This window comes from Aeromonas sp. QDB14 (assembly GCF_027707845.1).
In the GTDB taxonomy this organism is placed as follows: domain Bacteria; phylum Pseudomonadota; class Gammaproteobacteria; order Enterobacterales; family Aeromonadaceae; genus Aeromonas; species Aeromonas caviae.
Genome location: NZ_JAPCJD010000062.1, coordinates 1 through 25,271, shown reverse-complemented (window position 1 = coordinate 25,271; position 25,271 = coordinate 1). Strand labels below are relative to the sequence as shown.

The window sequence follows — 25,271 nt, the reverse complement described above, 5'->3', positions numbered from 1 at the left end:
TTGGGGCATGCAGTCGTGGCAAGCCCTCCGATGCCATATCGGCTCTTGAAGCTGGCTGAGGGTCATGGGTAATCAGGTAGTGATATGCCTTTACAGACCCTGGTCAGGGATGCGTCTCGATGGGAATGATGCTGAGACACTTGGGATAGCTTGTGCACCCCCAGAAGCTATTGCCCTTGGTGTCCCCCCGCTTGCTGATACGCAATACCATGGTGGTACCGCATTTGGGGCAAGCTGGGGCTGGCCCAGCATTTACCACCGCAGCTTCGCTCTCGTCACTGCTGCTGGCGACCCTTTCCAGCGTGATGCGTACCTCTTCACTGACTCTGATGATCCGCTGCGCTTCGGCATAGGCATCGCGGTACAGCTCACTGTCATCCGCCCGCCGGATCAACACCCCCATCTCGTTGTTGTTCACCTGGCTGAATTCGTAGAGGTTCAGGCTGGTGACAATGCACATCTCCTCATTGAGGTAGCACTTGGCATGGAGATTTTTGCAAAAGCTGGTGCGGATATAGGTGAGCTCCTTGAGCCAGCTGATCTCTTCCGGTTGGAGTTCGCTCTTGCCATAGACGATCCGCACATCGATCTTGAGCCGGTTCTTGTCGGTCAGCAGCTCCTTGATCCTGTCATTGAGTTTGAGAAAGGGGCTGATCAGGATTAACCGCTCCTTGGCATCCTTTATCAGCTCTTCGAGGAAATAGTTGGTTGCGCTGGTATTCAGAAATTTGGCCATAACAAGCTCCATGTCCCTGGAAATGTCATGTGTTCTCTGCTCAACAGTAGGCAGTCAGCCTGACCACAATCCCCGGCGTGGTTCTGCTTCACGTCTTCACCCACCGTCCGTATCCCCATGCTAGGAGATACAGGTGGGACCTCATAGCGGCAATGGAGTCAAATGTGCGTTCAGTCAGAGATTTGGTGATGGGGACGGTTCATGTCGCCTTGCTGCGCTAAAAACTCATCGCCAGTCCGATGGAGTAGCCGCTGGTACTGTTGCTGAACATATAGCGGGCCACCAGCCGGGTGCGGGTGATGAAGATGTCGTACTTGCTGCTGTCGAGTTCGAGGCCAAGTCCCAGGGAGTTGAGGCTGTTGAAACCGAGCAGCCCCCGTTGCTGCCCCAGGTATTCGGTTCTGGCTCCTTCCAGCACGTAGCGAAGGGGCCTGTCCAGCAGGGTCCAGTGCCACAGGGGGGCGCGGCGGCGCAGGTAAAGCCCGAGGTTTTCCGCATCGGCCTGACCGCTGACGCTCTCGGCGGTGCCGGTGAAGCTTTGCAGATGCTGGTAGGAGTAGCGCAGCTCGGCATCGATATCCTGGGCGGCGGAGAAGAGCTCATAGTCCAGCATCAATGAGCCGCCGAGGCCATAGACATTGAGGGTGCCGCCGTCGAGGAAGTCCCGATTCTGGCCGCTCCTGTGCTCGAGCAGGGCGGCCCCGATGCGAAGGTCGCTGGCCACCGTGCCCAGGGTGACATTGGCGATGGGCCGCAGCACCAGATTGCCACCAAAGCGATCCCGGTGGACGCCGACATCCCAGCCGATGCCGCCGGTGGCGCTCAGGCTGTTCCATTTGGTGGGAATGGTGCGGGTCTCGTTGCCATCGGTGAACACAAACTGGGGATCGTAGCGGCTGTAACCCAGGGTGCCCTCCAGATAGAGGGGAACATCCTCGCTCAGGGTAGCGCCACCCCCGAGCTGGGTGATGGTGAGGGCAGAGGTGTCGTTGGTGCCGCTGCCGATATCCAGGTTGCTGGCGGTGATATCCGGCACCACGGCGTAGCTCATCAGGGAGACGACGGCGTTGGCGCGCTGTTGAACCAGGCTCTCGTCGCTGGCACGGGCCTTTGTCACAAGACCGGCAGAGACGCCGGCAAGCACCGCCAGCAAGGAAAGTGTGTGAGAAGAGAGCTGTCTTGCCATACCTGGCTCCATGAGTACCCCGTCCATCGGGGCATGTTCACACTGTAACGGGTTTCATCTGGCTTGGCAGCCTGGCAAGGGCCGACCCGTCCTGTTTTGGGGGCATGCACACTGGTCTGATGGGCCAGGTTGCCCTCGCTTTGGCAGGGGCAGGGGGGGGCGAGAAGGGTGAACCGCTGGGCAGAAATCACAGACATTAATTTATTGTTCAGTTCCCCGGGTGTATAAGAGGCCTCCCATACGAACATTGGGGTGGTAGCAGGGATGGATTACCAGACGGGGCCTTCGGGTCATCATGACGAATGCGCATTATGTTGATGGGAGTCACACCAGATGCAGGACATGCTGCTTGCCATATGGCATCAGGATTTTGATCAGCTTATACAAATGCAGGCAATCGGTCTGCTCGTCACCTGTCTGGTGGTGATCCTCTTCCTTGAATCGAGCTTTGTCTTTCTGCCCCTGCCCGGTGACAGCCTGGTGCTGCTGGCGGGCGGTCTGGTGGGCATGGGGGTGCTGGGGCCCGAGGTGACCTTGCTCTATCTGCCGCTCGCGGCCGGGATAGGGAGCGTGCTCGCCTACTGGCAGGGGCAGGCACTGCATGGCACCCGTTTCATGGGCCATGTGGAGCGAATGATCCCGGAAGGGAGCCTGCCCAGAGCCTCCCGACTGCTGGATCGTTACGGCTTCTGGGCCATGTTCGTGTCCCGTTTCATCCCCTTCGTGAGAGTGTTGACCCCCATGTTGATGGGAGTCTCCCGCCTGCACCTGCTGCGGGTGGCCGTGGCGAGTTTTGCCAGCGCCTTCCTCTGGTCCCTGGTATTGAGCATGGTGGGCAAGATGGTGATGGCGACCCCGGTCTTTGCCCATCATCAGGAGCTGCTGACCAAGTGCCTGCTTGTCACCTCTTTCGGGCTGTTCGTCATCGCTGTGGCGGCCATCGGCATGCGGCTGCTCAAGCGTCCGAGCAAGCGGGTGCGCTGATCTCACTGCCCGGGCTGCGCCTGCTGCCGCGTCTGGCGGGCGCAGCCCCCGGAAAAATACAGGCCATTTGAGGCGGCATTCCTGTCGCCTATCTGTTACACTTCGCGCCCGCCATTTTCCGGCTCATCTTCTGATCTGATGTCAGACCCAGCCGTCCTTGGCTCCACGCCTCGCCGATGCCAGGCCACACGCCGGCCCAGGCCACCCACGCCAACTACAGCTCCGCTGGAACACAGGAACCCAACATGAGATTTGAATCGTTCGATTTTGCCCCCGAGATTTTGCGCGCCATCTCAGATTGCGGTTATCAGGAGATGACCCCTGTGCAGAGCCAGGCCATCCCGGCCATTCGCCGTGGCCGCGATGTGCTGGCCAGTGCCCAGACCGGTACCGGCAAGACCGCCGCCTTTGCGTTGCCCATCCTGCAACGACTGGTAGACAACCCGGCGCCGGTGCAGCCTTCCAATGCCCGCGTGCTGATCCTGACCCCGACCCGCGAGCTGGCAGCCCAGGTGGCGAGCAATATCAACGATTTTGCCAAGTATCTTGATATCACTACCCTCACCATCGTGGGTGGCGGCAAACAGGATGTGCAGGCCAAGAAGCTCAAAGCGGGCGCACACATCATAGTGGCCACCCCTGGCCGTCTGCTCGAGCACCTCACCGCCTGCAACCTGAGCCTCTCCGGGGTCGAGACTCTGGTGCTGGACGAGGCGGATCGCATCCTCGACATGGGCTTTAGCGCCGATGTGCAGCAGATCCTGCAGGCGGTCAACAAGACCCGCCAGAACCTGCTCTTCTCCGCCACCTTCTCCGAGGCGGTAAAAAAGCTGGCCAACCTCATGCTGGACAAACCCCAGGTGGTGGCCGTCGACAAGCAGAACTCCACTGCCGACACCGTGAGCCACACCGTCTATCCGGTGGAACAGAAGCGCAAGCGCGAGCTGCTCTCCGAGCTTATCGGCAAGCAGAACTGGCAGCAGGTGCTGGTGTTTGCCAGCACCCGCGAGAGCTGCGATGAACTGGTGGAGGAGCTCAACCTCGACGGCATCAAGTCTGCCGTGGTGCACGGTGACAAGGCCCAGGGGAGCCGTCGCCGTGCCTTGCGTGAATTCACCGAAGGCAAGCTGCGGGTGCTGGTGGCCACCGAGGTGGCTGCCCGCGGCCTGGACATTCCGAGCCTGGAATACGTGGTCAACTATGATCTGCCGTTCCTCGCGGAAGATTACGTGCACCGTATCGGCCGAACCGGTCGCGCTGGCAAGAGCGGCATGGCCATCTCCTTCGTCAGTCGCGAGGAGGAGCGCACCCTGCTGGAGATTGAGGCCCTCATCTGCCAGAAGATCCGCCGCATCATGGTGCCGGGTTACGAGGTGAGCAGCCGTGACGACCTCATCAAGCAGTTGCAGGAGCGCCGCCGCTTCGGCAAACGCCCGCAGCGTGAAGACAATGCCGCTGCCCAGGCCATGGCCGAGGCGAAACTGCAAGGCCAGCGCCTCAAGCGTCTGGCGGCGGCCAAGAAGCCCCGTCAGCCGAAATAAGGCAACGTCGCACCCTCCCGGTCGGGGAGGGGCGTTTACTCTCCAAAGGCGCCACTGGCGCCTTTGTGCTGTCGATGACGCGGCCCCTTGGCCGCCCCGTTTCAGAGGATCCGAGATGACCCTTCCTGCTTACAATCAGGCCCTGCTCGAGATGGCCCGCCAGAGCCTGGCGGAGCTGGAGCGCACCGCCGCCCAGAAGACGGGCAAACGCACCCCCGCCCAGGAGAGCCACTTTCTCTGTACCTGGATGGCGGATTCTCTCAAGGAGAAACGCTTCTCCCGGCTGGTGATGGAGGATCTCAAGACCTGTGTGCAACTGGGGCGGACGCTGGGGGCGGGGGCCGATCTCAAGGGGCTGCTTGAGCGGGTGCAGCGCCAGTATGAGCGCGCCATGCATGAGCCGGTACAGCTGGGGGCGCGCCTGGCCGATCTGCTTTTGGCGCTGGAGGGGGCGGGCTGGCTGGTGTTCACCGACAGCGAACTGAACACCCGGCAGCGGCTGCTGAGCCAGGGGCAATCCAGCCTGATCATCTCTGCCAGCGAGTATCAGGGCCATATCGAGGGGGGTGAGCTGGTCAAGCCCCTCACCCTCTATGTGCGCGGGGACGAGCAGGTACTGGCCGAGGCGGCATTTGCCTGGGGCCTGCTGCTGAGCCAGGGCAACAAGAAAACCACCCTGGTCAAGCACCACAAGGCCTATCGGCTGATGCCGGGCAACGCGCAGCCGGCCCTGGCGCTGCTGGCCTCCTGACCCCGCCTTCTCATCCCGTCACCCGGCCCTGCGCCGGGTTTTTTTATGGCAAATACGCCACACGGGGTTGCCTGCACGCCCAGGGCCGGGCGGGCAATCTTTGTCGCAGCCAAGAGGCTCCCCCTCTGATGGGGGGCGTCCCCCATATGGAGGGATGGTGGGGTGGTGCTTCTGCTCTAGGGTGGATGGGCCCCAAAGAGGGCCTTAAAGGAAGCAGACCGCCTGACAAGGCGACACTCAATGAATGAGGAAACATGATGAAAGCGACTCCAATTGCCCTGTTGCTGGCCGGCGTGCTGGCGTCCCCGCTCTGCGCCGCCGGACTCGATGCCCGGCTCACCCTGGTGGAGGGCAGCACAGACGATGTGCGCGTCAACCTGACCCTGACCAACACCGGGGAGAAGCCGGTTCGTCTGCTCAAATGGCAACTGCCGGGCAGCGAGGATGCCCCCCTGTTCCAGGTGGAGCGTGACGGCCAGCCGGTGGATTACGAAGGGGCCCTGATCAAGCGGGCCGCCCCGAGTGACAAGGACTATCAACTGCTCAAGGCAGGCCAGAGCCTGACTGTGCAGGCGGAGGTCTCCGGTCTCTACGACATGAGCGCCCAGGGCCAGTACAGCATCCGTTACCTGCTGCCGACCGTGGCGCAGGAGGGGAAAGCGGCCAAGGCCAAACAGGCCCAGGCGAGCGAGTCCAATGCCGTGACCCTCTGGGTGGACGGGGTGAGCGACGATCGGGTGCTGGCCAAGGCGGCGGTGGCCGAGCCCCAGGCAGTGAGCGCCTCGGTCAGCTTCAGCGGCCGTTGCACCAACACCCAGAAGAGCGACATCCTGGCGGCGCTCGATGCCGCGAGTGGCATCGCCAACAACTCCAGCAGCTACCTCGCGGTGGACAAGCCGAATGGGCTGCGCTACCGCAGCTGGTTTGGCGCCTATGACGCCACCCGCTGGAACCAGGCCGAGACCAACTTCAGCAAGATCAAGGATGCCATCGACAACAAGCCGCTCACCTTCGACTGCGGTTGCAAGCAGAGCTACTTTGCCTATGTCTATCCGGACCAGCCCTACAAGGTCTATCTGTGCAAGAGCTTCTGGACTGCGCCGGTCACCGGGACCGATTCCCGCGCCGGCACCATTGTCCACGAGTTGAGCCACTTCAACGTGGTGGCGGGCACCGACGATCTGGGATACGGTCAGGCCAATGCGCGCAATCTGGCGAGCACGGATCCCCAGAAGGCCCTGAACAATGCCGACAACCACGAATATTTCGCCGAGAATACCCCGAGCGAAAATTGAGTTGCAAACAGGGGCCGGATGGCCCCTTTTTTGACGGAGGCACCATGATGACACTCTTGCTCACCACCCTGGCACTGGCGCCCTTGCAGTGCGAGCTGTCGGTCAGCGCTGAGAGCGGGGTGAACGAACCCCTGCCCCTGGTGATGACCCTGACCAACCGGGGGGAGACGCCCCTCGAGGTATTGACCTGGTTCACCCCCTTCGAGGGGTGGTTTGCCGATGCCATCGACCTGACCCGCGATGGGCAGCCGCTGGACTATCGAGGGCCGCTTGCCAAGCGAGGTACCCCCGGGGACGGCGACTTCCTGCACCTGGGGGCGGGGGAGCAGAGCCAGGCCGATGCGGACCTGGCGCAGGCCTACGATCTGTCCCAACCGGGCCGCTACCGGCTCAGCTATCGTGCTCAGCCCCTGACGCTGACCAAGGGCGTGGCGCCCAGCTGCCCCGCCATCGACTTTACCCGGGTGGCCCCCTAGGCGATCTGCGGCTTGCCCTTGGTATCCAGCAGCCCGACGGCGCGGGTGGCCACCGCCAGACTGCGTGACGATTGGCTTTCCCGCCAGCAGCAGTGCACCAGCGTGATCACATGGTCATCCAGGGTATCGTCTTTATCCGGATGACACAGGGGATGGGCCACCGAGTGGGTCGATAGCAAAATGATGAACATGAGGGGCGGTCCAGCCATGCCATGCACCGGGCCGACTCGTTTACACCGTCAAGGAGGAGACATGGCACTGGAACAACTGAAACGGGAGCTGGAGCACTTTGGCGAGCAGAATGACGGCGCGCAACACTCCCGTGGCAGCAAGATGCTCAACATTACCCGCGACACCGGCGAACTGCTGGCGGTGCTGGTGCAGACGAGGGGGGCGCAGGCTGTGCTGGAGATCGGCACCTCCAACGGTTACTCCACCCTCTGGCTGGCCGAGGCAGTGAAACGGCTGGGGGGCCGGGTCACCACCATCGAGCTGGACGAGGGCAAACGGACCATGGCGGCGACCAACTTTGAGCGGGCCGGGCTCACTCCCTGGATTGAGCAGTTGGCGGGGGAGGCCGGCAGCCTGTTGCCCTGCCTGCCGACGGCGGGCTATCAGCTCATCTTCCTCGACTCCGAGCGCCGCCACTACCAGGCCTGGTGGCCCGAGATCCAGCGCCTGCTTGCCCCTCGTGGCCTGCTGGTGGTGGACAATGCCATCTCCCATGAGGACGAGATGAGGGAGTGGATGGCACAGGTGCGGCGTGACCCCTATTTCCTGACTTCCCTGGTGCCGGTGGGCAAGGGGGAGTTTCTGGTGGTGCGGTGCTAGAGCGCAGCACCAAAGCCAGGCATAAAAAAACAGCCCCGCACGAGCGGGGCTGTTTGCATGACAGCGTGGTTGCGACGGCAGATCACACGGCCAGGTAGTCCATGATCCCTTCGGCCGCCTTGCGACCCTCATAAATGGCGGTCACCACCAGATCCGAGCCGCGCACCGCGTCACCACCGGCGAACACCTTGGGGTTGCTGGTCTGGAAGGCGTACTCGGCCTTCTCGGGCGCTTTGATGCGATCCCGGCCGTCGAGCTCGACGCCGTGCTCTGCCATCCAGGGCTGGGGGTTGGGCTGGAAGCCGAACGCCATCACCACCGCATCGGCGGGCAGCACCTGCTCGGAGCCTTCAATGACCACAGGATTGCGGCGGCCATTGGCATCGGGGGCGCCGAGCTCGGTGCTCACCACCTTGATGCCGCAGGTGCGGCCGTGGGCGTCCAGCTCCACGCCGATGGGCTGGAGGTTGAACATGAATTCCACCCCTTCCTCCTGGGCGTTTTTCACCTCCCGCTTGGATCCTGGCATGTTCTCGGCATCCCGGCGGTAGGCGCAGATCACCCGATCGGCCCCCTGGCGGATGGCGGTGCGCACGCAGTCCATGGCGGTGTCGCCGCCCCCCAGCACCACTACCTGCTTGCCGGCGAAGTCGATGTAATCGGCTTGCGCCTTCTCAAAGCCCAGCAAGCGATTGGCGTTGGAGATGAGGTAGGGCAGGGCGTCGTAGACCCCCGGCGCCTCTTCGTTGGCAAAGCCGCCCTTCATGTACTTGTAGGTGCCGACCCCGAGGAAGACCGCATCGAACTCGCCGAGCAGATCGGCGAAGGTGACGTCACGGCCCACTTCGGTCTCGAGACGAAACTCCACCCCCATCCCCTCGAAGATCTCGCGGCGGCGTTGCATCACCTCTTTCTCCAGCTTGAAGGAGGGGATACCGAAGGTGAGCAGGCCACCGATCTCCGGGTACTTGTCGAACACCACAGGGGTGACGCCATTGCGTGCCAGCACGTCGGCACAGGCAAGGCCCGCGGGGCCCGCACCAATGACGGCGACCCGCTTGCCGGTCTTGACCACCTTGGAGAGATCCGGGCGCCAGCCCATCTCGAACGCCTTGTCGGTGATGTATTTTTCGATGTTGCCGATGGTCACGGCGCCGAATCTGTCGTTGAGGGTGCAGGCACCCTCACACAGTCTGTCTTGCGGGCAAACGCGGCCACATACCTCCGGCAGGCTGTTGGTCTGGTGGGAGAGCTCCACCGCCTCCAGAATGCGTCCCTCGTTGGCCAGCTTCAGCCAGTTGGGGATGTAGTTGTGTACCGGGCACTTCCACTCGCAATAGGGGTTGCCGCAGTCGAGGCAGCGATCTGCCTGCATGCCGACCTGGGCCTGGTTGAAGGGCTCGTAGATCTCCACGAACTGGATCTTGCGGATCTTGAGCGGCTTCTTGGGCGGGTCGACCCGCTGGACATCGATAAACTGGAATACGTTCTGGCTCATAGGGTTCCCTCCTTATTGCGCCTGGATTCTGAGTTCTGCACTGGAACGGCTGGTGTGGCCAAGCAGCGATTTGACGTCGCTGGACTTGGGTTTGATCAGCCTGAACTTGGGCACATAGGAGTCGAAGTTGGCCAGGATCTCCTCGGCACGCGAGCTGCCTGTCTCGTTGAGGTGCGCCGTGATGATACCGCGCAGGTGCTCCTGGTGGATGGCCAGATCCGCCACCTCCAGCAGTTCGACCAGCTCGGGGTTGGTGCGCTTGGCAAAGTTGCCGCACTCGTCGAGCACGTAGGCAAAACCGCCTGTCATGCCCGCCGCGAAGTTGACACCGGTCTTGCCGAGCACGGTGACGATGCCGCCTGTCATGTATTCACAGCCGTTGTCGCCAATCCCCTCGACCACCGCCAAGGCCCCTGAGTTGCGCACCGCGAACCGCTCGCCTGCGGTCCCTGCGGCATAGAGCTTGCCGCCGGTGGCGCCATAGAGGCAGGTGTTGCCGATGATGGCCGCCTCGTGGGATTTGAACGCCACGCCGACGTGGGGTTTGATCACCAGCTTGCCGCCGGTCATCCCCTTGCCCACGTAGTCGTTGGCATCCCCGGTGAGGATCATCTCAAGGCCACCGGCGTTCCAGACACCGAAGCTCTGGCCGGCGGTGCCGTTGAAGTGCACCTTGACCGGATCGGCTGCCATGCCCTGGTTGCCGTGGCGCTTGACGATTTCGCCGGACAGACGCGCACCCACGGAGCGGTCGGTGTTGCGGATGTCGTAGCGGAACTCGCCGCCACTCATGTTTTCCACCGCGTCCAGCAGGTCTTCCACCATCTTGAGGTTCAAGGGCCCCTTGTCGAAGGTGGGGTTGTGCTGCTGGCTGAACAGACTGGAGCCTGCCGGTGCAACCGGAGCCGCCAGGATGCCGGACAAGTCCAGCTTGGCCTGACGGGCGGTGAGGCCGGGCAGGGCTTCCAGCAGGTCGGTACGACCGATGAGGTCGGTGAGCTGGGTGACGCCAAGCTCGGCCATCAGCTCGCGCGTCTCCTCGGCGATGAACTTGAAGTAGTTCATCACCATCTCCGGCAGGCCGGTGAAGTGTTCGCGGCGCAGCTTCTCATCCTGGGTGGCGACGCCGGTGGCGCAGTTGTTCAGGTGGCAGATACGCAGGTATTTGCAACCGAGCGCCACCATGGGTCCGGTACCGAAGCCAAAGCTCTCGGCGCCGAGGATGGCCGCCTTGATGATGTCCAGACCGGTCTTGAGGCCGCCATCCACCTGCAGACGCACCTTGTGGCGCAGGCCGTTGGCCACCAGCGCCTGTTGGGTTTCGGCCAGGCCCAGCTCCCAGGGGGATCCGGCGTATTTGACCGAGGTGAGCGGGCTGGCGCCGGTGCCGCCGTCGTAGCCGGAGACGGTAATGAAGTCCGCATAGGCCTTGGCCACGCCACAGGCGATGGTGCCGACGCCAGGTTCGGACACCAGTTTCACCGACACCAGGCAGTTCGGGTTGATCTGCTTGATGTCGAAGATGAGCTGGGCCAGATCCTCGATGGAGTAGATGTCGTGGTGGGGCGGCGGGGAGATCAGGGTCACGCCGGGCACCGAGTAGCGCAGCTGGGCGATTTGCGCGGTGACCTTGTCTCCGGGCAGCTGGCCCCCTTCACCGGGCTTGGCACCCTGGGCGACTTTTATCTGCACCACGTCCGCGTTCATCAGGTAGTGCGGGGTGACGCCAAAGCGACCGGAAGCCACCTGCTTGATGCGAGAGTTCTTCTCGGTACCAAAACGCTTGGGATCTTCACCGCCTTCGCCGGAGTTGCTCTGACCGCCGAGGCGGTTCATGGCGATGGCCAGGGCCTCGTGGGCTTCAGGGCCGAGGGCGCCGATGGACATGGCCGCGGAGTCGAAGCGGGGGAACAGCCTGGCGGCTGGCTCCACCTGATCCAGCGCAACCGGGGTGGTGCCCTGTTTGAGCGACAGCAGATCTCGCAGGGTCGCCACCGGGCGCTCGTTCACCAGACGGGCATACTCCTTGTAATCGGCGTAGTTGCCGGAGCGCACCGCCACTTGCAGGGTCTGCACCACGTCCGGGTTGTAGGTGTGGTACTCGCCACCGTGGACGAATTTCAAGAGGCCGCCCTGGGTCAGCGGCTTGCGGCCGAGCCAGGCCAGACGGGACAGATTGATCTGATCCTGCTGGATGTCGGCAAAGTCGGCACCCTGGATGCGGCTCGATACGCCGCGGAAGCAGAGTTCGACAACAGCCTTGGAGAGGCCCACCGCCTCAAACAGCTGGGAGCAGCGGTAGCTTGCCACCGTGCTGATGCCCATCTTGGACATCACCTTGTAGAGGCCCTTGTTGATGCCGTTGCGGTAGTTGAGCATGGCCTGGCGCAGGCTCATCTTGAGCACGCCTTCCTCTACCTGCTTGGCGAGGGTCTCGTAGGCGAGATAGGGGTAGATGGCGGTGGCGCCAAAGCCCAGCAGCACGGCGAAGTGGTGCGGGTCGCGCACGCTCGCGGTCTCCACCAGGATATTGGCGTCGCAGCGCAGGTTGTTGTCCACCAGGGTACGCTGCACCGCACCCACCGCCATGGCGGCCGGGATGGGCAGGGTATCCGGGCTGATGTCCCGGTCTGACAGGACCAGCAGCACCGCGCCGCTGCGGGCCGCTTCAGCTGCCTCGTGGCAGAGGCGCTCGAGGGCAGCCTGCAGCCCTTCTTCGGGCTGGTAGTTGAGGCTCAGCACCGCATGGCGGTAGTGCTCACCTTCCAGGGCCAGCAACTGATGGAAGTCGGAGTAGAGCAGGATCGGCGACTGGAACAGCACCCGGTGGGCGTGACCGAAGGTCTCGTTGAACACGTTTTGCTCGCGGCCGATACAGGTGGCCAGGGACATGACGTGATTTTCCCGCAGGGGATCGATGGGCGGGTTGGTCACCTGGGCGAACATCTGGCGGAAGTAGTCGTACAGGGTACGCTGGCTGGAGGAGAGCACCGCCATCGGGGTGTCATCCCCCATGGAGCCCACTGCCTCCTGGCCATTCTCGCCGAGCACGCGGATCACCTGATCCAGCTCTTCAAAGGAGTAGCCGAACAGCTTCTGGTAAGTCTTGAGCCGGTCATCCGGGAATTCCCGCGACCCCGTGCTGGCATCGTCCATCTGCTCGAAGGGCACCAGGCGCTTGCAGTGCTTGTCCATCCACTGCTTGTAGGTGTGACGGCTCTTGAGATCGTCGTCAATTTCGAAGCTGGTCCAGATCTTGCCGTTGCTGGTATCGACCACGAACAGCTCCCCCGGGCCGACACGGCCCTTCTCCAGCACTTCGTCCGGGGTGTAGTCCCAGGTGCCCACTTCGGAGGCCAGCGTGATGAACTTGTCCTTGGTGATGACGTAACGTGCCGGACGCAGACCGTTTCTGTCGAGTGCGCAGGTGGCGTAACGACCGTCGGTCATGACGATGCCGGCCGGGCCGTCCCAGGGCTCCATGTGCATGGAGTTGAAGTCGTAGAAGGCGCGCAGGTCGTCATCCATGTTCGGGTGCTTCTGCCACGCAGGCGGGATCAGCAGGCGCATGGCGCGGAACAGGTCCATGCCGCCGGCCAGGAAGAGATCCAGCATGTTGTCGAGGCTGGAGGAATCCGACCCCGTGGTGTTGACGAAGGGGGCGGCCTCTTGCAGATCGGGGATCAGCGGGGTGGCGAACTTGTAGCTGCGCGCCTTGGCCCACTGGCGGTTGCCGGCAATGGTGTTGATCTCGCCGTTGTGGGCGAGGTAGCGGAACGGCTGCGCCAGCGGCCAGCGCGGGCTGGTGTTGGTGGAGAAACGCTGGTGGAACACGCAGATGGCGGCCTGCATGCGGATGTCGGCCAGATCCAGATAGAAGCGCGGCAAATCCACCGGCATGCACAGTCCCTTGTAGACGGTGACCAGGTTGGAAAGGCTGACCACATAGAAGTAGTCGTCGCTGATGCGCTTCTCGATGCGGCGGCGCACGATATAGAGGCGGCGCTCGAGATCCTTGTCGACCCAGCCCGGGGGCGCGTTGACAAAGACCTGTTCAATGCTGGGCAGGGACGCCTTGGCGATGGAACCGAGTACGTTGGTATCGATGGGCACCTTGCGCCAGCCGACCAGACTCAGGGTCTCTCTTTCCAGCTCCTCGTCGATGATGTCGCGAGTGGCCTGGGCCAGGATGGGATCGGGGTTGAGGAACAGCATGCCGACCGCGTAGTTGCGGCCCAGGTGCCATCCCTTCTCTTCGGCGACCGCTCTAAAGAAGCTGTCGGGTTTTTGCAGCAACAGGCCGCAGCCGTCGCCGGTCTTGCCATCGGCGGAGATACCGCCGCGGTGCTGCATGCGAGCCAAGGCTGACATCGCGAGACGGACAAGCTTGTGGCTGGCTTCCCCTTCCATGTGGGCCAACAGGCCGAAGCCACAGTTATCCCTCTCCAGCTTTGGATCATATAGTGACATTGCATTTCTCCCTTGCTCGGCCTTCCATCGCACTGTCATCAACAGACTGCATAAATTGCGATTGGCTCTTGTGGTTCCGTCCGCCTGAGGTGGCGAATCTCCAAACTAATGGGATTTTCGGGCAAGGTCAATTGGACATCCCGCTTGTTTGCAATGTTACATCGCCATAACAAAATGTGGGTTTTTGAGACTCAATCAGCATTTTTGTGTATTTGTGACTGCTTTTTATTTATTTGTTGGCTTTATGTTCTGTTTATGGACGGTTTAGTGGTTGACTGCATGGTGGCGGGGAACTGTAGTAATTTTACAAAGTCATCTCTGGTGTGCTTGGCGGGGATCACATTTCAGGATCCTGCGTCTTGCATTTGTCCATAAGCAGACTTAACAGGATTTTTTCAGTAGTTACAGCCGGTTATGGGCGAGAGGTTATGACACTTTTCTCCAGGTTGCAGGAGTGACAGGTTGTCAAAAGTGACCGTGAATGCCGACTGTTGGGTATTTATCACATCTAACGTGAATATTTATATGATTTTTGGGTAGGGAGCGGGATTGATCCAGCGCAGCCTGCCCGCCGGGCTGCGTCGCTAGAATGACACCTCATTTCGGAGGTGTCATGCAGTTACACGAACTCATCAATACATTTGGCCAGGATCTCAAGCAGCGCCACGGCCAGAAGATCCACAAACTCTCCATTCACGGGGCCTTTACCTGCCCTAACCGGGACGGCACCCTGGGCCGGGGTGGCTGCACTTTCTGCAATGTCTCCTCCTTTGCCGACGAGTCGGCCCAGCAACTCTCCGTGGTGCAGCAACTGCTGGCACGCCGGGACGAGGTGACCCGGGCCAGGCGCTATCTGGCCTACTTTCAGGCCTATACCAGTACTTATGCCGAAGTGGAGTACCTTCAGCGCATGTATGAAGAAGCCTTGTCGGTGAGCGACATGGTGGGGCTCTGCGTCGGAACTCGCCCTGATTGTGTACCCGATGCGGTGCTGGATCTGCTGGCAGGTTATCAGGCCAGAGGTTACGAGGTGTGGCTGGAGCTGGGGCTGCAAAGTGCCAACGACAAGACGTTGCAACGCATCAATCGGGGTCACGGCTATGCCGCTTATGCCGATGCCGTTGCCCGAGCCCATCTGCGAGGCATCAAGGTGTGTGCCCACCTCATCGTGGGCCTGCCCGGGGAGGTGCCGATGGACAGCCTGGAAACCCTCCACCGTGTCGTGGAGACCGGCGTCGAGGGGATCAAGCTTCACCCACTGCATGTGGTGGAGGGGAGCACTCTTGGCAAGGCGTGGCAGGCGGGACGGTTGGATGTGTTGACGATGGAGCAGTATGTGACGGCGGCGGTCGCCATGATCCAGTACACGCCTCCCGAGGTGGTCTATCACAGAGTCTCGGCGTCGGCGCGCCGCCCGACCCTGCTGGCCCCCGCCTGGTGCGAGAATCGCTGGAGCGCCATGACCGCCATTGCCGCGGCGCTGGCACGCTCAGGCCCTCAGGGACACTGCCTGGGACGCCCCTTTTCTCTCTCTTCCACGGGCGAGTGCCAACTCTAATTTCGTCAAAAAAACAGTGGGTTATTAGATGAAATTCAGTCTTTGGAGTATAGTTTCGTTCAAGTCACCTTGATAAGATGGTCGGCTTGAAAAAAGATATAGTTATCAATAACTCTTTGCAGTTTTTATACCGGGCGGGCTTTCTTCGTACCGGGTGGCATATTTCTTGGCAACATCAGGTGCCCGGCATGTCCCCTCCGTTTCCGGCATGAAAATCTGTGAGGGAGGCGAGACATGCAGTGTCCCGGCTCTGTGCGCTAATCGGGTTGTGGGTCTGGGTGGCGCGGTCTGTTCTGTTTTTCCGGATCGCCGCCGGGCTTTGGATATTCGGCCCCGAGACAACCTTCTGAATCATGTTTGATGGGATGCTATGCAAGCAGAAACCAGCCATATAGATGAACTGTTGGAGTGCCTGGTCTTTTTGACCCGCTTTTACGGGGTGCCCAACAGTCAGGATGCTCTCACCACCGGCTTGCCACTGGTCTCCGGGCGTCTCAGCACGGCGCTCTTCAGTCGTGCCGCCGAGCGGGGCGGTCTCTCTGCCCGCGAAGTGATTCAGCCCCTTGAACAGATCTCCTCGCTGCTGCTGCCCTGCGTCTTGCAGACGCGCAATGGCGGCGCCTGCATCTTGCTTGAATGGAATGAAGAACGGACCCAGGCGAGGGTCATCTTTCCCCAGGCCGGAGACGCGGCCCAATGGGTCAGTCTTGCCCAGCTGGGTGACGAGTACAATGGTCGTCTGTTCTACGTCAAGCGGCAGTTCAAGTTTGATGAGCGCTCGCCCAAAGTGCTGGAGACCCGTGATGGTCACTGGTTCTGGAGCACCTTGTTCGAGTCCCGCGGTATCTATCGGGATGTGCTGGTGGCCTCGATCCTCATCAACCTGTTTGCCATCGCCAGCCCCCTGTTCACCATGAACGTCTATGACAAGATTGTGCCCAACCTGGCATTCGACTCCCTCTGGGTGCTGGCGGTTGGAGCCATGGTGGTGTTCACCTTCGACTTCGTGATGCGCCAGCTGCGCAGCTACTTCATCGATATTGCAGGCAAGAAATCCGACGTGCTCTTGTCGGCCAAAATCTTTGCCAAGGTGATGGGCATGAAGATGGAGTCCAGGCCTGCGTCGACCGGTGCCTTTGCCAAGCACTTGCAGGAGTTTGAATCGGTGCGCGAGTTTTTCACGTCGGCCACCGTCTCCACCCTGATCGATCTGCCGTTTGCCATCTTCTTCCTCTTCATCATCTGGATTTTCGCCGGTGTGATGGTGGTGGTGCCCATCATCGCCATCCTGATCTTGGTGGCCTACAGCTTCTACATTCAGGCACCGCTGAAGCAATCCATCGAGGAGGGCTCCCGGCTCGCCTCCCAGAAGAACGCCAATCTGATCGAAAGCATCTCGGGCCTTGAGACCGTGAAGATTTTCGGGGCCGAGAGCATGTTCCAGCACCGCTGGGAGCAGGCGGTGTCCCACATCTCGACCTGGGGCGTGCAGACCCGGCGCATCACCAACTCCATGTCTTCTCTGGCGAGCTACATCCAGCAGGTGGTGACAGTGGGACTGGTGATCGTCGGTGTTTACCAGATCTCGGAAGGGTTGGTGACCATGGGGGGCATGATAGCGGCCGTGATGCTGTCGAGCCGGGCCATCGCCCCCATGGTGCAGCTGTCGGTGCTTTCTACCCGCTACAACCAGGCCAAGTCGGCACTCGAGATCCTGGAGAAGATAATGATGACGCCGGGTGAGCAGGAGGAGGGCAGGCAGTACATCCACCATCCGGTCATCCAGGGGCGCATCGAGTTTGAAAATGTCTCCTTCAAGTATCCGGGCATGGAGAGCAGCACCCTGCACAACATCAACCTGCGCATCGAGCCGGGTGAGAAGGTGGCCATCATCGGGCGGATCGGTGCGGGTAAAACCACGCTGGAGAAATTGTTGATGGGCCTCTATCGCCCGACTGACGGCCTAGTGCGTCTGGATGGCTTTGAGCTGGACCAACTGCCGCCGACCATCATTCGCCGCAACATCGGCTGTGTGCCGCAAGATGTGACTCTCTTCTTTGGTTCCGTGCGGGACAACATCATGCTGGGCAATCCCCTGGTGGACGATGCCCGTGTCTTGCGCGCCGCCAAGCGGGCCGGGGTCACCAACTTTACCAACCGGGATCCCAACGGTCTCGACAGACAGATAGGCGAAGGGGGACGTCAGCTCTCCGGTGGCCAGCGCCAGTCCATCCTGCTGGCTCGCGCCCTGCTCAACGATCCCCCCATTCTGGTGATGGACGAGCCGACCTCCAACATGGACAACCAGTCAGAGATGCACGTGAAGCAGGAGCTGGCGCGGCTCGGCCCCGAAACCACCCTTATCCTCATCACCCACAAGACCTCCATGCTGGATGTCGCTTCCCGGGTCATCGTCGTGGAGCAGGGGAAGATAGTGGCGGACGGTCCCAAAGAGGTGGTGTTGCAGCAATTGAAGGAAGGCAAGGTGCGGGTGCAGGAGACGGCGAATGGCTAACCACTGGTTCAAGAAAACGTCCTCAGATACGGTCTTGCCTGCACCCGAGCATCTCGAGTACGTGGATGACGGCGCCGCCGCCGTGCTGCTGACGACACCCACCCGTGCCAGAGTCCTGCTGTGGGCCTGCTTCCTGTTTTTTGTCAGCGCCATCGTCTGGGCAGCCTGGGCAGAGCTGGATGAAGTGACCGTCGGCCAGGGCAAGGTGATACCGTCGCGCCAGTTGCAGGTGATCCAGAACCTGGAAGGGGGGATCGTCAAGGAGATCTTCGTCAAGGAGGGGGACATCGTCGAGAAGGGACAGCCACTGCTGCGCATCGACGATACCCGCTTCAAGTCGGATTTTCGCGAACGGGAGCAGGAGCTGGTCACCCTCAAGGGGGATATTGCCCGCCTGCGCGCCGAAATTCGCAGCGTGGTGGTCAAGAACGAGCCCAATCTGGGGTGGCGTGAACAGGTAGCCATCGACAAACAGGCCATCGAGTTCCCCGAAGGGTACGAGAATGTATTTGCGGAATATGCCGCCCGTGAAAGATCGGTGCAGGAGGCGCGGTTAAACAACCTCAAGAACCAGCTCTACATCCTGGGACAGCAGATCGAGCAGAAAGAGCAGGAGACCATAGAGCTCAATGCCAAGATCCGGACCGTCGGCCGCAGCGTTGATTTGGCTCGTCAGGAGCTGAACATCAGCCGTCCTCTCGCAAAAGAGGGTATAGTTCCTCAAGTGGAGCTAATTAAACTGGAGCGGCAGGTCAACGAAATGCAAGGGGAGCTGGAGGCGAACCGCCTGCTGGTGCCCAAGCTCAACTCGGTACTGCGGGAGACCATCTCGAAGCGAAATGATATCGCCCTGAAATTCCGGGCGGACTCCCAGACCGAGCTGAACGAACGTCAAGGCAAGTTGAGCCAGTTGTCGGAGGGTCAGGTCGGCCTCAGGGACAGAGTCGATCGTACCAGTGTGATCGCGCCTCTCAAGGGGACCATCAAAAAGCTCAAGATTAATACGCTGGGTGGGGTCGTTCAGCCGGGCATGGACCTGATGGAGATAGTGCCGCTGGAAGACACCCTGCTGGTTGAAGCCAAGGTGTCGCCCAAGGACATCGCGTTCCTCAGACCCGGACTGGAGGCCGTGGTCAAGATAACTGCCTATGATTTCACTATTTATGGAGGTTTACATGGCAAGGTTGAACAGATAAGTGCCGACTCAATCCAGGATGAGGAGGGCAATTCCTTCTATCTGGTGCGAGTACGAACCGAGAAGAGTTATCTGGGCGATGAGCTTAACGCACTTCCCATCATCCCCGGTATGTTAGCCAGTGCAGATATTATTACTGGTAAAAAAAGTGTCCTAGACTACTTGCTGAAACCCATCTTGAGGGCTAAGCAGTCGGCACTGAGAGAACGATAAGCCAACAATCTAAAAACAACATGACTGGAGATACCATGAAGAAGACGATTGTTGCCATGCTGGTTAGTGGCACCATACTGTTCCCGGGCCTGAGCCAGGCACAGACGCTGGAACAGTCAGTGGCGCAGTCACTGGCTACCCATCCGAAAATCAAGGAAGCTTTTGATCTCTATCAGGCACGACTGTATCAGCATGATGGAGCCAAGGGCGGCTATTACCCCACCATTGATCTGCGTGGTGGCGTCGGTTACGAGAAGACTGACAGTCCCTCGACCCGTGCCGCAGGTCCGAATTCACAGACGTTCGATGACTCCATGACGCGCAAGGAGGCCGGGATCAGCCTTCGCCAGATGCTGTTTGACGGCTTTGATGTCAGCAGCAACGTGGCACGGACCGATGCCGCCGCCCAGGCCCAGCGCCTGGCGATGATCTCCGAGGCGGAGAACACGGCTCTGCGCGTGGCCGAGGTCTATCTCAACATGCTGCGTCAGCAGGAGATCCTGGAGCTGTCCAAGCAGAACCTTGAAACCCACGAGCAGATCCGCAGTGACATCCAGAAACGGACCGACTCCGGTCTGGGGTCGACCGCTGACCAGACCCAGATCGACGGTCGTGTGGCTCGGGCTTACTCCAATCAGGCGGCGGCGGAGAACAACTATCGGGATGCCGAGAGTGAGTTCATCCGTGTCGTCAATGAAGTGCCCAAGGATCTCGTTCAGCCAGTACCGAACACCCAGCTCCTGCCAGCAACACTGGAAGATGCGCTGAAGACGGCAACAGAGGTTCACCCGACCCTGCTGTCATCCCTGCAGGACATCGAAGAGGCGAAGTACCAGCATGAAGGCTCCAAGTCCGGGTTCTACCCGAACGTAGCCTTTGAAGTGGATCAGAACTGGAACGAGGACATCGATGCGGTCAAAGGCCGTAACGACGATCTCACCGCCATGGTCCGGATGCGTTACAACCTGTTCCGCGGTGGGTCCGATCTGGCAGAAAGCAAGGCAACCTCAGCGCTCTATTCCCAGGCCAAAGACATTCACATGAATGCCTTCCGTCAGGTGGAAGAGGGGACCCGCCTCGCCTGGAACGCCAAAGAGTCGCTGGCCAAGCAAAAAGTCTTCCTCAAAGAGCACGTGGACGCCAGCTATGACACCGTACAGGCCTACAAGAAGCAATTCGGCCTGGGCCAACGGACCTTGCTGGACGTGCTGAACACGGAGAACGAACTGTTCGAGGCTCGCCGCAGCTACATCACGGCCGAGTACGACTCCCTGTTGGCAGATTATCGTATCCTCAATGCCACCGGTGGTCTGCTCAATGCCCTGAATGTGCAGCAACCGGCTGAATGGCAGGCCAACAACAACTGATGGCCCTGCCACTGATGTCATATCAGGCAAGGGGAATGGCTGCAGCGTGCTGCAGTCATTCTTTTATGCGTCCGGCGGTCAGGGGATGATGGCGGCGTCATGACACAGAAAGAGGTGGCATCGACAGGCTGGAGCCGACGTGATGGGTATCGAGCCCTCGCAGGTGCACGTGCGCCCTGGCGGGTTCGCCTGCTGTGGCTCGCCCTGCTGGCGATCCCCCTGCTGCTCAGCGCCAGCCAGCCTCTCTCACCGGAGGATATGAAACTGGTCAAGCGCGCTGAGGAGACCTATGGCCCCAGGGCCGGCAAACGGGTCACCAGCTGGCGCACTTTGGCAATGCAGAACAAGGCGGCGGGGCTGACGGATCGGCAGAAGCTGGAGAAGGTGAACCAGTTCTTCAACCAGATGCGTTTCATCGATGACATCAAGTTGTGGCACAAGAAGGATTATTGGGCGACACCGCTGGAATTTCTGGGCGCAGCGGGGGGAGATTGTGAAGACTTCAGCATTTCCAAGTATTTTACCTTGCTGGAACTTGGCATCCCTGATGAAAAAATGCGAATGGTATATGTCAAGGCATTGGATTATAACCAGTTTCATATGGTCGTTGCCTACTATGAGACGCCTGCGGCAGTGCCCCTGATTCTGGACAATCTTGTCGGCTCAATTCGTCCGGCGACCCAACGGGCGGATTTGTTGCCAATTTACAGTTTTAACGGTAGTCACTTGTGGCTGATGAAGGCGCGTGGTCAAGGGGAACTGGCCGGGCAATCATCCCGCTTGGGATTATGGACAGACTTACGCAATCGCATGACATCGGGGCGATTGGCTCGGCCTGCGGTCAATTTGGATGATTAACCTATGACGCTCTACAGACAACTATTGGCAACCATGCTGCTGCTGTTCGGATTGCTGTTTGCCGCCACCTATTGGGTGCAATTCAATTCGACCCGCAACTACCTGGCGCAGCAGCAGGAGACCACCGTCATCAATACGTCCACCGCACTGGGTCTGGCGCTGACCCCCTATCTGGAGAACGGCGACAAGGTCAGTGCCGAATCCGTGATCAAGGCGGTGTTCGACGGGGGTTACTACAAGCTGGTCCGTCTCGATCTGCTGGCCTCCAAGGATGTCATCGAGCTGGAGAACAGCAGCCATATCGAAGGGGTCCCACAGTGGTTCATTGGGCTTGATCTGTTCCCTGAAGTGGCCAATGAATCGATTTTGACGTCGGGTTGGCTGCAACTGGGCAAGCTGAAGGTCGTCGGCCACCCTGGACAAGCCTACTACGAGCTTTGGAAAGGAATGAGCGAACTGGCCACCTGGTTCCTGGTCGGCTTTCTCGTCACCACTCTCTTGCTGATGCGGGCGCTCAATTATCTGCTCAAACCGCTCAAGCTGATTTGCGATCAGGCGGTTGAAATCGAGCTGCACCATTTCGGCCACGCCATTCCCGAGCCCAAGACCCGCGAGCTGCGGCAAGTGGTACAGGCCATCAATACCCTTTCCAGCAAGCTTGCCGTGCAGTTCAAAGAGCAGGCCGACGAAGCCGAGAATCTGCGAGCCCGCGTCTATGTGGATGCCGTCTCCGGGCTTGGCAACCGCTCTTACTTCGTCGGGCAGGTCAATGCCTGGATTGCGGAGGCCGGGCAGGGCGGGGTCATGCTGGTGGCCGTCGACATGCTGGACGATCTCTATCGGGAAGAGGGCTTTGCTGCAAGGGACAACATGGTCAAGTCCATTGCACAGGTGCTCAGGGAACTGCTGGATGGCTGGGATGGCGCGGCGCTGGCCCGGATCTCGGCGACGGAGTATGCCTTGCTCTGCCCCACCGATGATCTGTCTCAGCTCAAGGAGCTGGCGGAGCTCATCAACAGCCGTATCGCCGATCTGGTTGTCAATCCCATGGGAGAAAGCGGAGCGCTGTCCGTCGTCGGCATCGCCGGCCGTGATGGCAATGACGATCTCTCGGCCCTGCTGACGAAGGCGGATAACGCCCTTGGCAAAGCGCGCAATGAGCGGCGCGGTGCCGTCGTGATGGAAGGCGGCAATGAGCAGGGACTGATGGGACGCCTTGCCTGGCGAGACCTGGTGCAGGATGCCATTGCCAGACATCTATGGCGCTTCAAGGCACAGCCTGCATGCTGCTTCGATGATGGTACCCGCCTGCATGCCGAGTTGTTCGCGGCCATCTCGCGAGATGGAACGGATTACTTCGCAGGGCAGTTCTTGCCTGCGATCGAGCAGTTCAAGATGGGGGCCGAGTTTGACAAGGCGGTGCTGGAAGCCTGCGTCCCCTTGTTCAAGCAGCAACCGGAATTGGTGTTGGCAGTCAATATCACGGCGGGTTCTCTCTGTTCGGATGAGTTCCTGACATGGCTCAGAGGCTATCTGTCGCTGAACGTGGAGCTGAGGGAGCGACTGCTGTTCGAGATCCCGGAAGCGGCCATCATGAAACACAAAGAGTATGTGACTCATCTGGTTGAGCTGTTGCGAGAGCACGGCTTCTTGTGGGGGGTCGATCACTATGGCCGGCACTTCCAGTCCCTCGGTTATCTGGAAGAGCTGACCCCCGCTTATGTCAAGGTGGACCACGGGTATACCAGCCAGGTCATGGAACCAGGCGCCGATACCTCCTTCCTGGCGGCTGTCTGTCGGGCTGCCCACAATGCGGGTGTCACGACCATCGCCACCCGGGTGGAAGATCAACGGCAGGTTGAATTGTTGTCCAGTTTGCATATCGATGGTTATCAGGGGTTCGTTCACCCGGCATTTCCATTGGCATAAGCGGTACAACTCGATAGAAAGGGGCCCATTAAGGGCCCTTTTTTATATCTGTTTAGAATATGTACATCATTTTTACGCGACATATAGGTAATATCACTAAAACTCGCGCTGTTACTTAATTGATTTTTATATGTAAAAAATATTCGTTCGATTCGCTGCATCGGATGAAGTCAAAGAGACTCAACCCTGTACATTTTTGCAACGGAAGCAGGACGGGGGCGTATCTAGAGTGTAGGCATCAAGATCTGTCACCCTGGAGCAATGGATATGCGCACCCAAATCATCGACAAAACCGTGGTCGTCTCTTCCGTAGAAGGCAACGTTCAGATCCTGCTTGCCGATGGCAGCAGCCGTCCTCTCCAGCCTGGCGAGATACTGCAGCCTGGCGCCAGACTCAATATCGCTGATGATGCCAAATTGATGCTGGCGCCCTACGATGACAAACCTGCAGAGGGCAATGGTGTCCCGGCAGGGACAGAGATGCCTCCAGAGGGGCAATCTTCCTCATCGGTTGCCAATCATCAGCAAGGCTCGCCTGAAGTGTCGCCAGAAATTGCGGCGTTGCAACAATCTATCCTGCAAGGGGTTGACCCGACCAAGAACTTCGAAGCCTCTGCTGTCGGTGGGGCACCTGCCGCCGGTGGTGGTGGCGGTATCGGCGGGGTCGCTGGGGCCAGTGGCAATGGTGGTTTTGTTGTCATAGACCGCATCGGAGATGCGACCATAGCCGAGGCCGGATTCGATACCGGCTATGACACGTTGATCGATCAGAATGTGCTGCAGGAAGACGATCTTCTGCCCGAGAATCAGCTCGATGATCAGGATGAGTCTGTTGTCACCCAGGAAGATCAGGCCATCAGTGGCAATGTGCTCGACAACAGCAACAATCCGGATGGTCCCCTTGATTCGTCTGTCATTTCCTATAGCTGGGGCAGCAATCAGGGAATTGCTGCTGGCGTTGAGAGCACGCTGGATGGGATTGGTACGCTGATCATCAATGCGGACGGCTCCTATACCTTTACCCCCGCGCTGAACTACACAGGCCCCGTACCTGCGGTCAATTACACCGTAACGGATGGGGATGATACCAACGACTCCACTCTGACCATCACCATCACCCCTGTAGATGAGCCTGTCTCGCTGAATGGATTGCAGGTCGAGGGTGGTGAGCTTGTCCTTGATGAAGCCGCATTGCCGGATGGCTCAGCCCCCGATGGCGCTGCCTTGACCAAGAGCAGTACCTTTACATTCAATGCGGCAGATGGAGTACAAAGCCTGACGCTGGGAGGTGTGACGCTGATCAGCAATGGCCAGGTCTTGACCACCTTCCCCCAGGGGATCCCCAGTCCTTTGGGAAATCAACTGCTGGTGACCGGCGTCAGCTACAACCCGGTGACAGGGGTTGGCAGCGTGACCTACAGCTACACCCTGAACGATAACGAAACACATAACAAATCTGCAAATGATGGGGCTCTGACGGAGAGCTTCAACGTCGTGTTGACGGACCTCGATGGCGATACGACCAGTGCAGGGCTGGATGTTGTGGTGCTGGACGACGTGCCGACGGCGGTGAGCGACGTCAACCTGACGGCGGCGAGCGAGAACAACCTGGTCCTCAATGGCAACGTCATCACCAACGACGTGCAGGGGGCGGATGGCGCGGCGGTGACCGCGGGCACCCTGAGCGGGACCTACGGCAGCCTGGTGCTCAATGCCAACGGCACCTACATCTACACCCTCAACCCGAACGACGGTGACTTCAAGGCGCTGACCGGGGGCGGGGTGGGCAGTGAAGTGTTCACCTACACCCTGACGGATGCGGACGGAGACGTGAGCACGGCGACCCTGACCCTGACCATCAAGAACGA

17 protein-coding genes and 1 pseudogene are annotated in these 25,271 nt (G+C 60.1%); 13 read left to right on the top strand and 5 right to left on the bottom strand.

The annotated features are described in order from the left end of the window. Window positions 1-103 precede the first annotated feature (103 nt). Together PG887_RS17035 and PG887_RS17030 are read right to left on the bottom strand one after the other, a co-directional pair. The gene (locus tag PG887_RS17035; RefSeq protein WP_270822368.1) at window positions 104-736 is read right to left on the bottom strand and encodes a topoisomerase DNA-binding C4 zinc finger domain-containing protein; all 633 of its coding nucleotides are present in this window, start codon (window positions 734-736) and stop codon (window positions 104-106) included. Window positions 737-953: 217 nt separating this feature from the next. Then, window positions 954-1,922, bottom strand: a complete 969-nt coding sequence (locus PG887_RS17030; RefSeq protein ID WP_270822366.1) for an autotransporter domain-containing protein — start codon at window positions 1,920-1,922, stop codon at window positions 954-956. Window positions 1,923-2,255: 333 nt separating this feature from the next. Between PG887_RS17030 and PG887_RS17025 the strand changes: the two genes are divergently transcribed. From PG887_RS17025 to PG887_RS17005, 5 genes are all read left to right on the top strand, one after another. Continuing rightward, the gene (locus PG887_RS17025; protein WP_010675180.1) at window positions 2,256-2,906 is read left to right on the top strand and encodes a DedA family protein; all 651 of its coding nucleotides are present in this window, start codon (window positions 2,256-2,258) and stop codon (window positions 2,904-2,906) included. Between the two features lie 245 nt (window positions 2,907-3,151). Next, a complete protein-coding gene (locus tag PG887_RS17020) occupies window positions 3,152-4,447 on the top strand; it encodes a DEAD/DEAH box helicase (RefSeq protein WP_270822365.1) in 1,296 nt (431 codons plus the stop codon). 115 nt (window positions 4,448-4,562) lie between these two features. Next, window positions 4,563-5,198, top strand: a complete 636-nt coding sequence (locus PG887_RS17015; protein ID WP_270822364.1) for a DUF2913 family protein — start codon at window positions 4,563-4,565, stop codon at window positions 5,196-5,198. Window positions 5,199-5,452: 254 nt separating this feature from the next. After that, window positions 5,453-6,493 (top strand): M35 family metallo-endopeptidase, encoded by a 1,041-nt coding sequence (locus PG887_RS17010; RefSeq protein WP_270822363.1) that lies wholly within the window; start codon window positions 5,453-5,455, stop codon window positions 6,491-6,493. A 44-nt stretch (window positions 6,494-6,537) separates the two neighbouring features. Beyond that, window positions 6,538-6,969 (top strand): hypothetical protein, encoded by a 432-nt coding sequence (locus PG887_RS17005; RefSeq protein WP_041213092.1) that lies wholly within the window; start codon window positions 6,538-6,540, stop codon window positions 6,967-6,969. Here PG887_RS17005 and PG887_RS17000 read toward each other — a convergent pair. Next, window positions 6,966-7,094: pseudogene (locus tag PG887_RS17000) on the bottom strand (questin oxidase family protein); the annotation flags it as partial. The gene PG887_RS17005 and the pseudogene PG887_RS17000 sit on opposite strands and share 4 nt — an antisense overlap. Window positions 7,095-7,221: 127 nt before the next feature. On the opposite strand from PG887_RS17000, the gene PG887_RS16995 reads away from it, so the two are divergent. Then, the gene (locus tag PG887_RS16995) at window positions 7,222-7,800 is read left to right on the top strand and encodes an O-methyltransferase (RefSeq protein ID WP_270822362.1); all 579 of its coding nucleotides are present in this window, start codon (window positions 7,222-7,224) and stop codon (window positions 7,798-7,800) included. An 82-nt stretch (window positions 7,801-7,882) separates the two neighbouring features. On the opposite strand, the gene PG887_RS16990 is transcribed toward PG887_RS16995, so the two are convergent. Both PG887_RS16990 and gltB read right to left on the bottom strand, forming a co-directional pair. After that, window positions 7,883-9,298, bottom strand: a complete 1,416-nt coding sequence (locus tag PG887_RS16990; RefSeq protein WP_042014661.1) for an FAD-dependent oxidoreductase — start codon at window positions 9,296-9,298, stop codon at window positions 7,883-7,885. Between the two features lie 12 nt (window positions 9,299-9,310). Beyond that, entirely contained in the window at window positions 9,311-13,768 is a 4,458-nt protein-coding gene (gene gltB, locus PG887_RS16985) for a glutamate synthase large subunit (RefSeq protein WP_171865009.1), read from the bottom strand. Between the two features lie 613 nt (window positions 13,769-14,381). Here gltB and PG887_RS16980 point away from each other — a divergent pair. The 7 genes from PG887_RS16980 to PG887_RS16950 all read left to right on the top strand — a co-directional run. Then, window positions 14,382-15,326 carry a TIGR01212 family radical SAM protein gene (locus PG887_RS16980; protein WP_210599794.1) on the top strand — a complete coding sequence of 315 codons (945 nt, stop codon included), beginning with the start codon at window positions 14,382-14,384 and terminating at the stop codon, window positions 15,324-15,326. A 370-nt stretch (window positions 15,327-15,696) separates the two neighbouring features. Beyond that, window positions 15,697-17,841 (top strand): type I secretion system permease/ATPase, encoded by a 2,145-nt coding sequence (locus PG887_RS16975; protein ID WP_039040368.1) that lies wholly within the window; start codon window positions 15,697-15,699, stop codon window positions 17,839-17,841. Next, on the top strand, window positions 17,834-19,249 hold the full coding sequence (locus tag PG887_RS16970; protein WP_210599793.1) for an HlyD family type I secretion periplasmic adaptor subunit: 1,416 nt from the start codon (window positions 17,834-17,836) through the stop codon (window positions 19,247-19,249). Before PG887_RS16975 ends, PG887_RS16970 begins: the two co-directional genes overlap by 8 nt. A gap of 35 nt (window positions 19,250-19,284) precedes the next feature. Then, window positions 19,285-20,616, top strand: a complete 1,332-nt coding sequence (locus PG887_RS16965) for a TolC family outer membrane protein (protein WP_270822359.1) — start codon at window positions 19,285-19,287, stop codon at window positions 20,614-20,616. Between the two features lie 114 nt (window positions 20,617-20,730). After that, the gene (locus tag PG887_RS16960; protein ID WP_373369015.1) at window positions 20,731-21,474 is read left to right on the top strand and encodes a transglutaminase-like cysteine peptidase; all 744 of its coding nucleotides are present in this window, start codon (window positions 20,731-20,733) and stop codon (window positions 21,472-21,474) included. A 3-nt stretch (window positions 21,475-21,477) separates the two neighbouring features. Then, a complete protein-coding gene (locus PG887_RS16955) occupies window positions 21,478-23,403 on the top strand; it encodes an EAL domain-containing protein (RefSeq protein ID WP_270822357.1) in 1,926 nt (641 codons plus the stop codon). A gap of 267 nt (window positions 23,404-23,670) precedes the next feature. Further along, a partial coding sequence (locus PG887_RS16950; protein WP_270822355.1) for a retention module-containing protein occupies window positions 23,671-25,271 on the top strand: 1,601 nt, incomplete at its 3' end.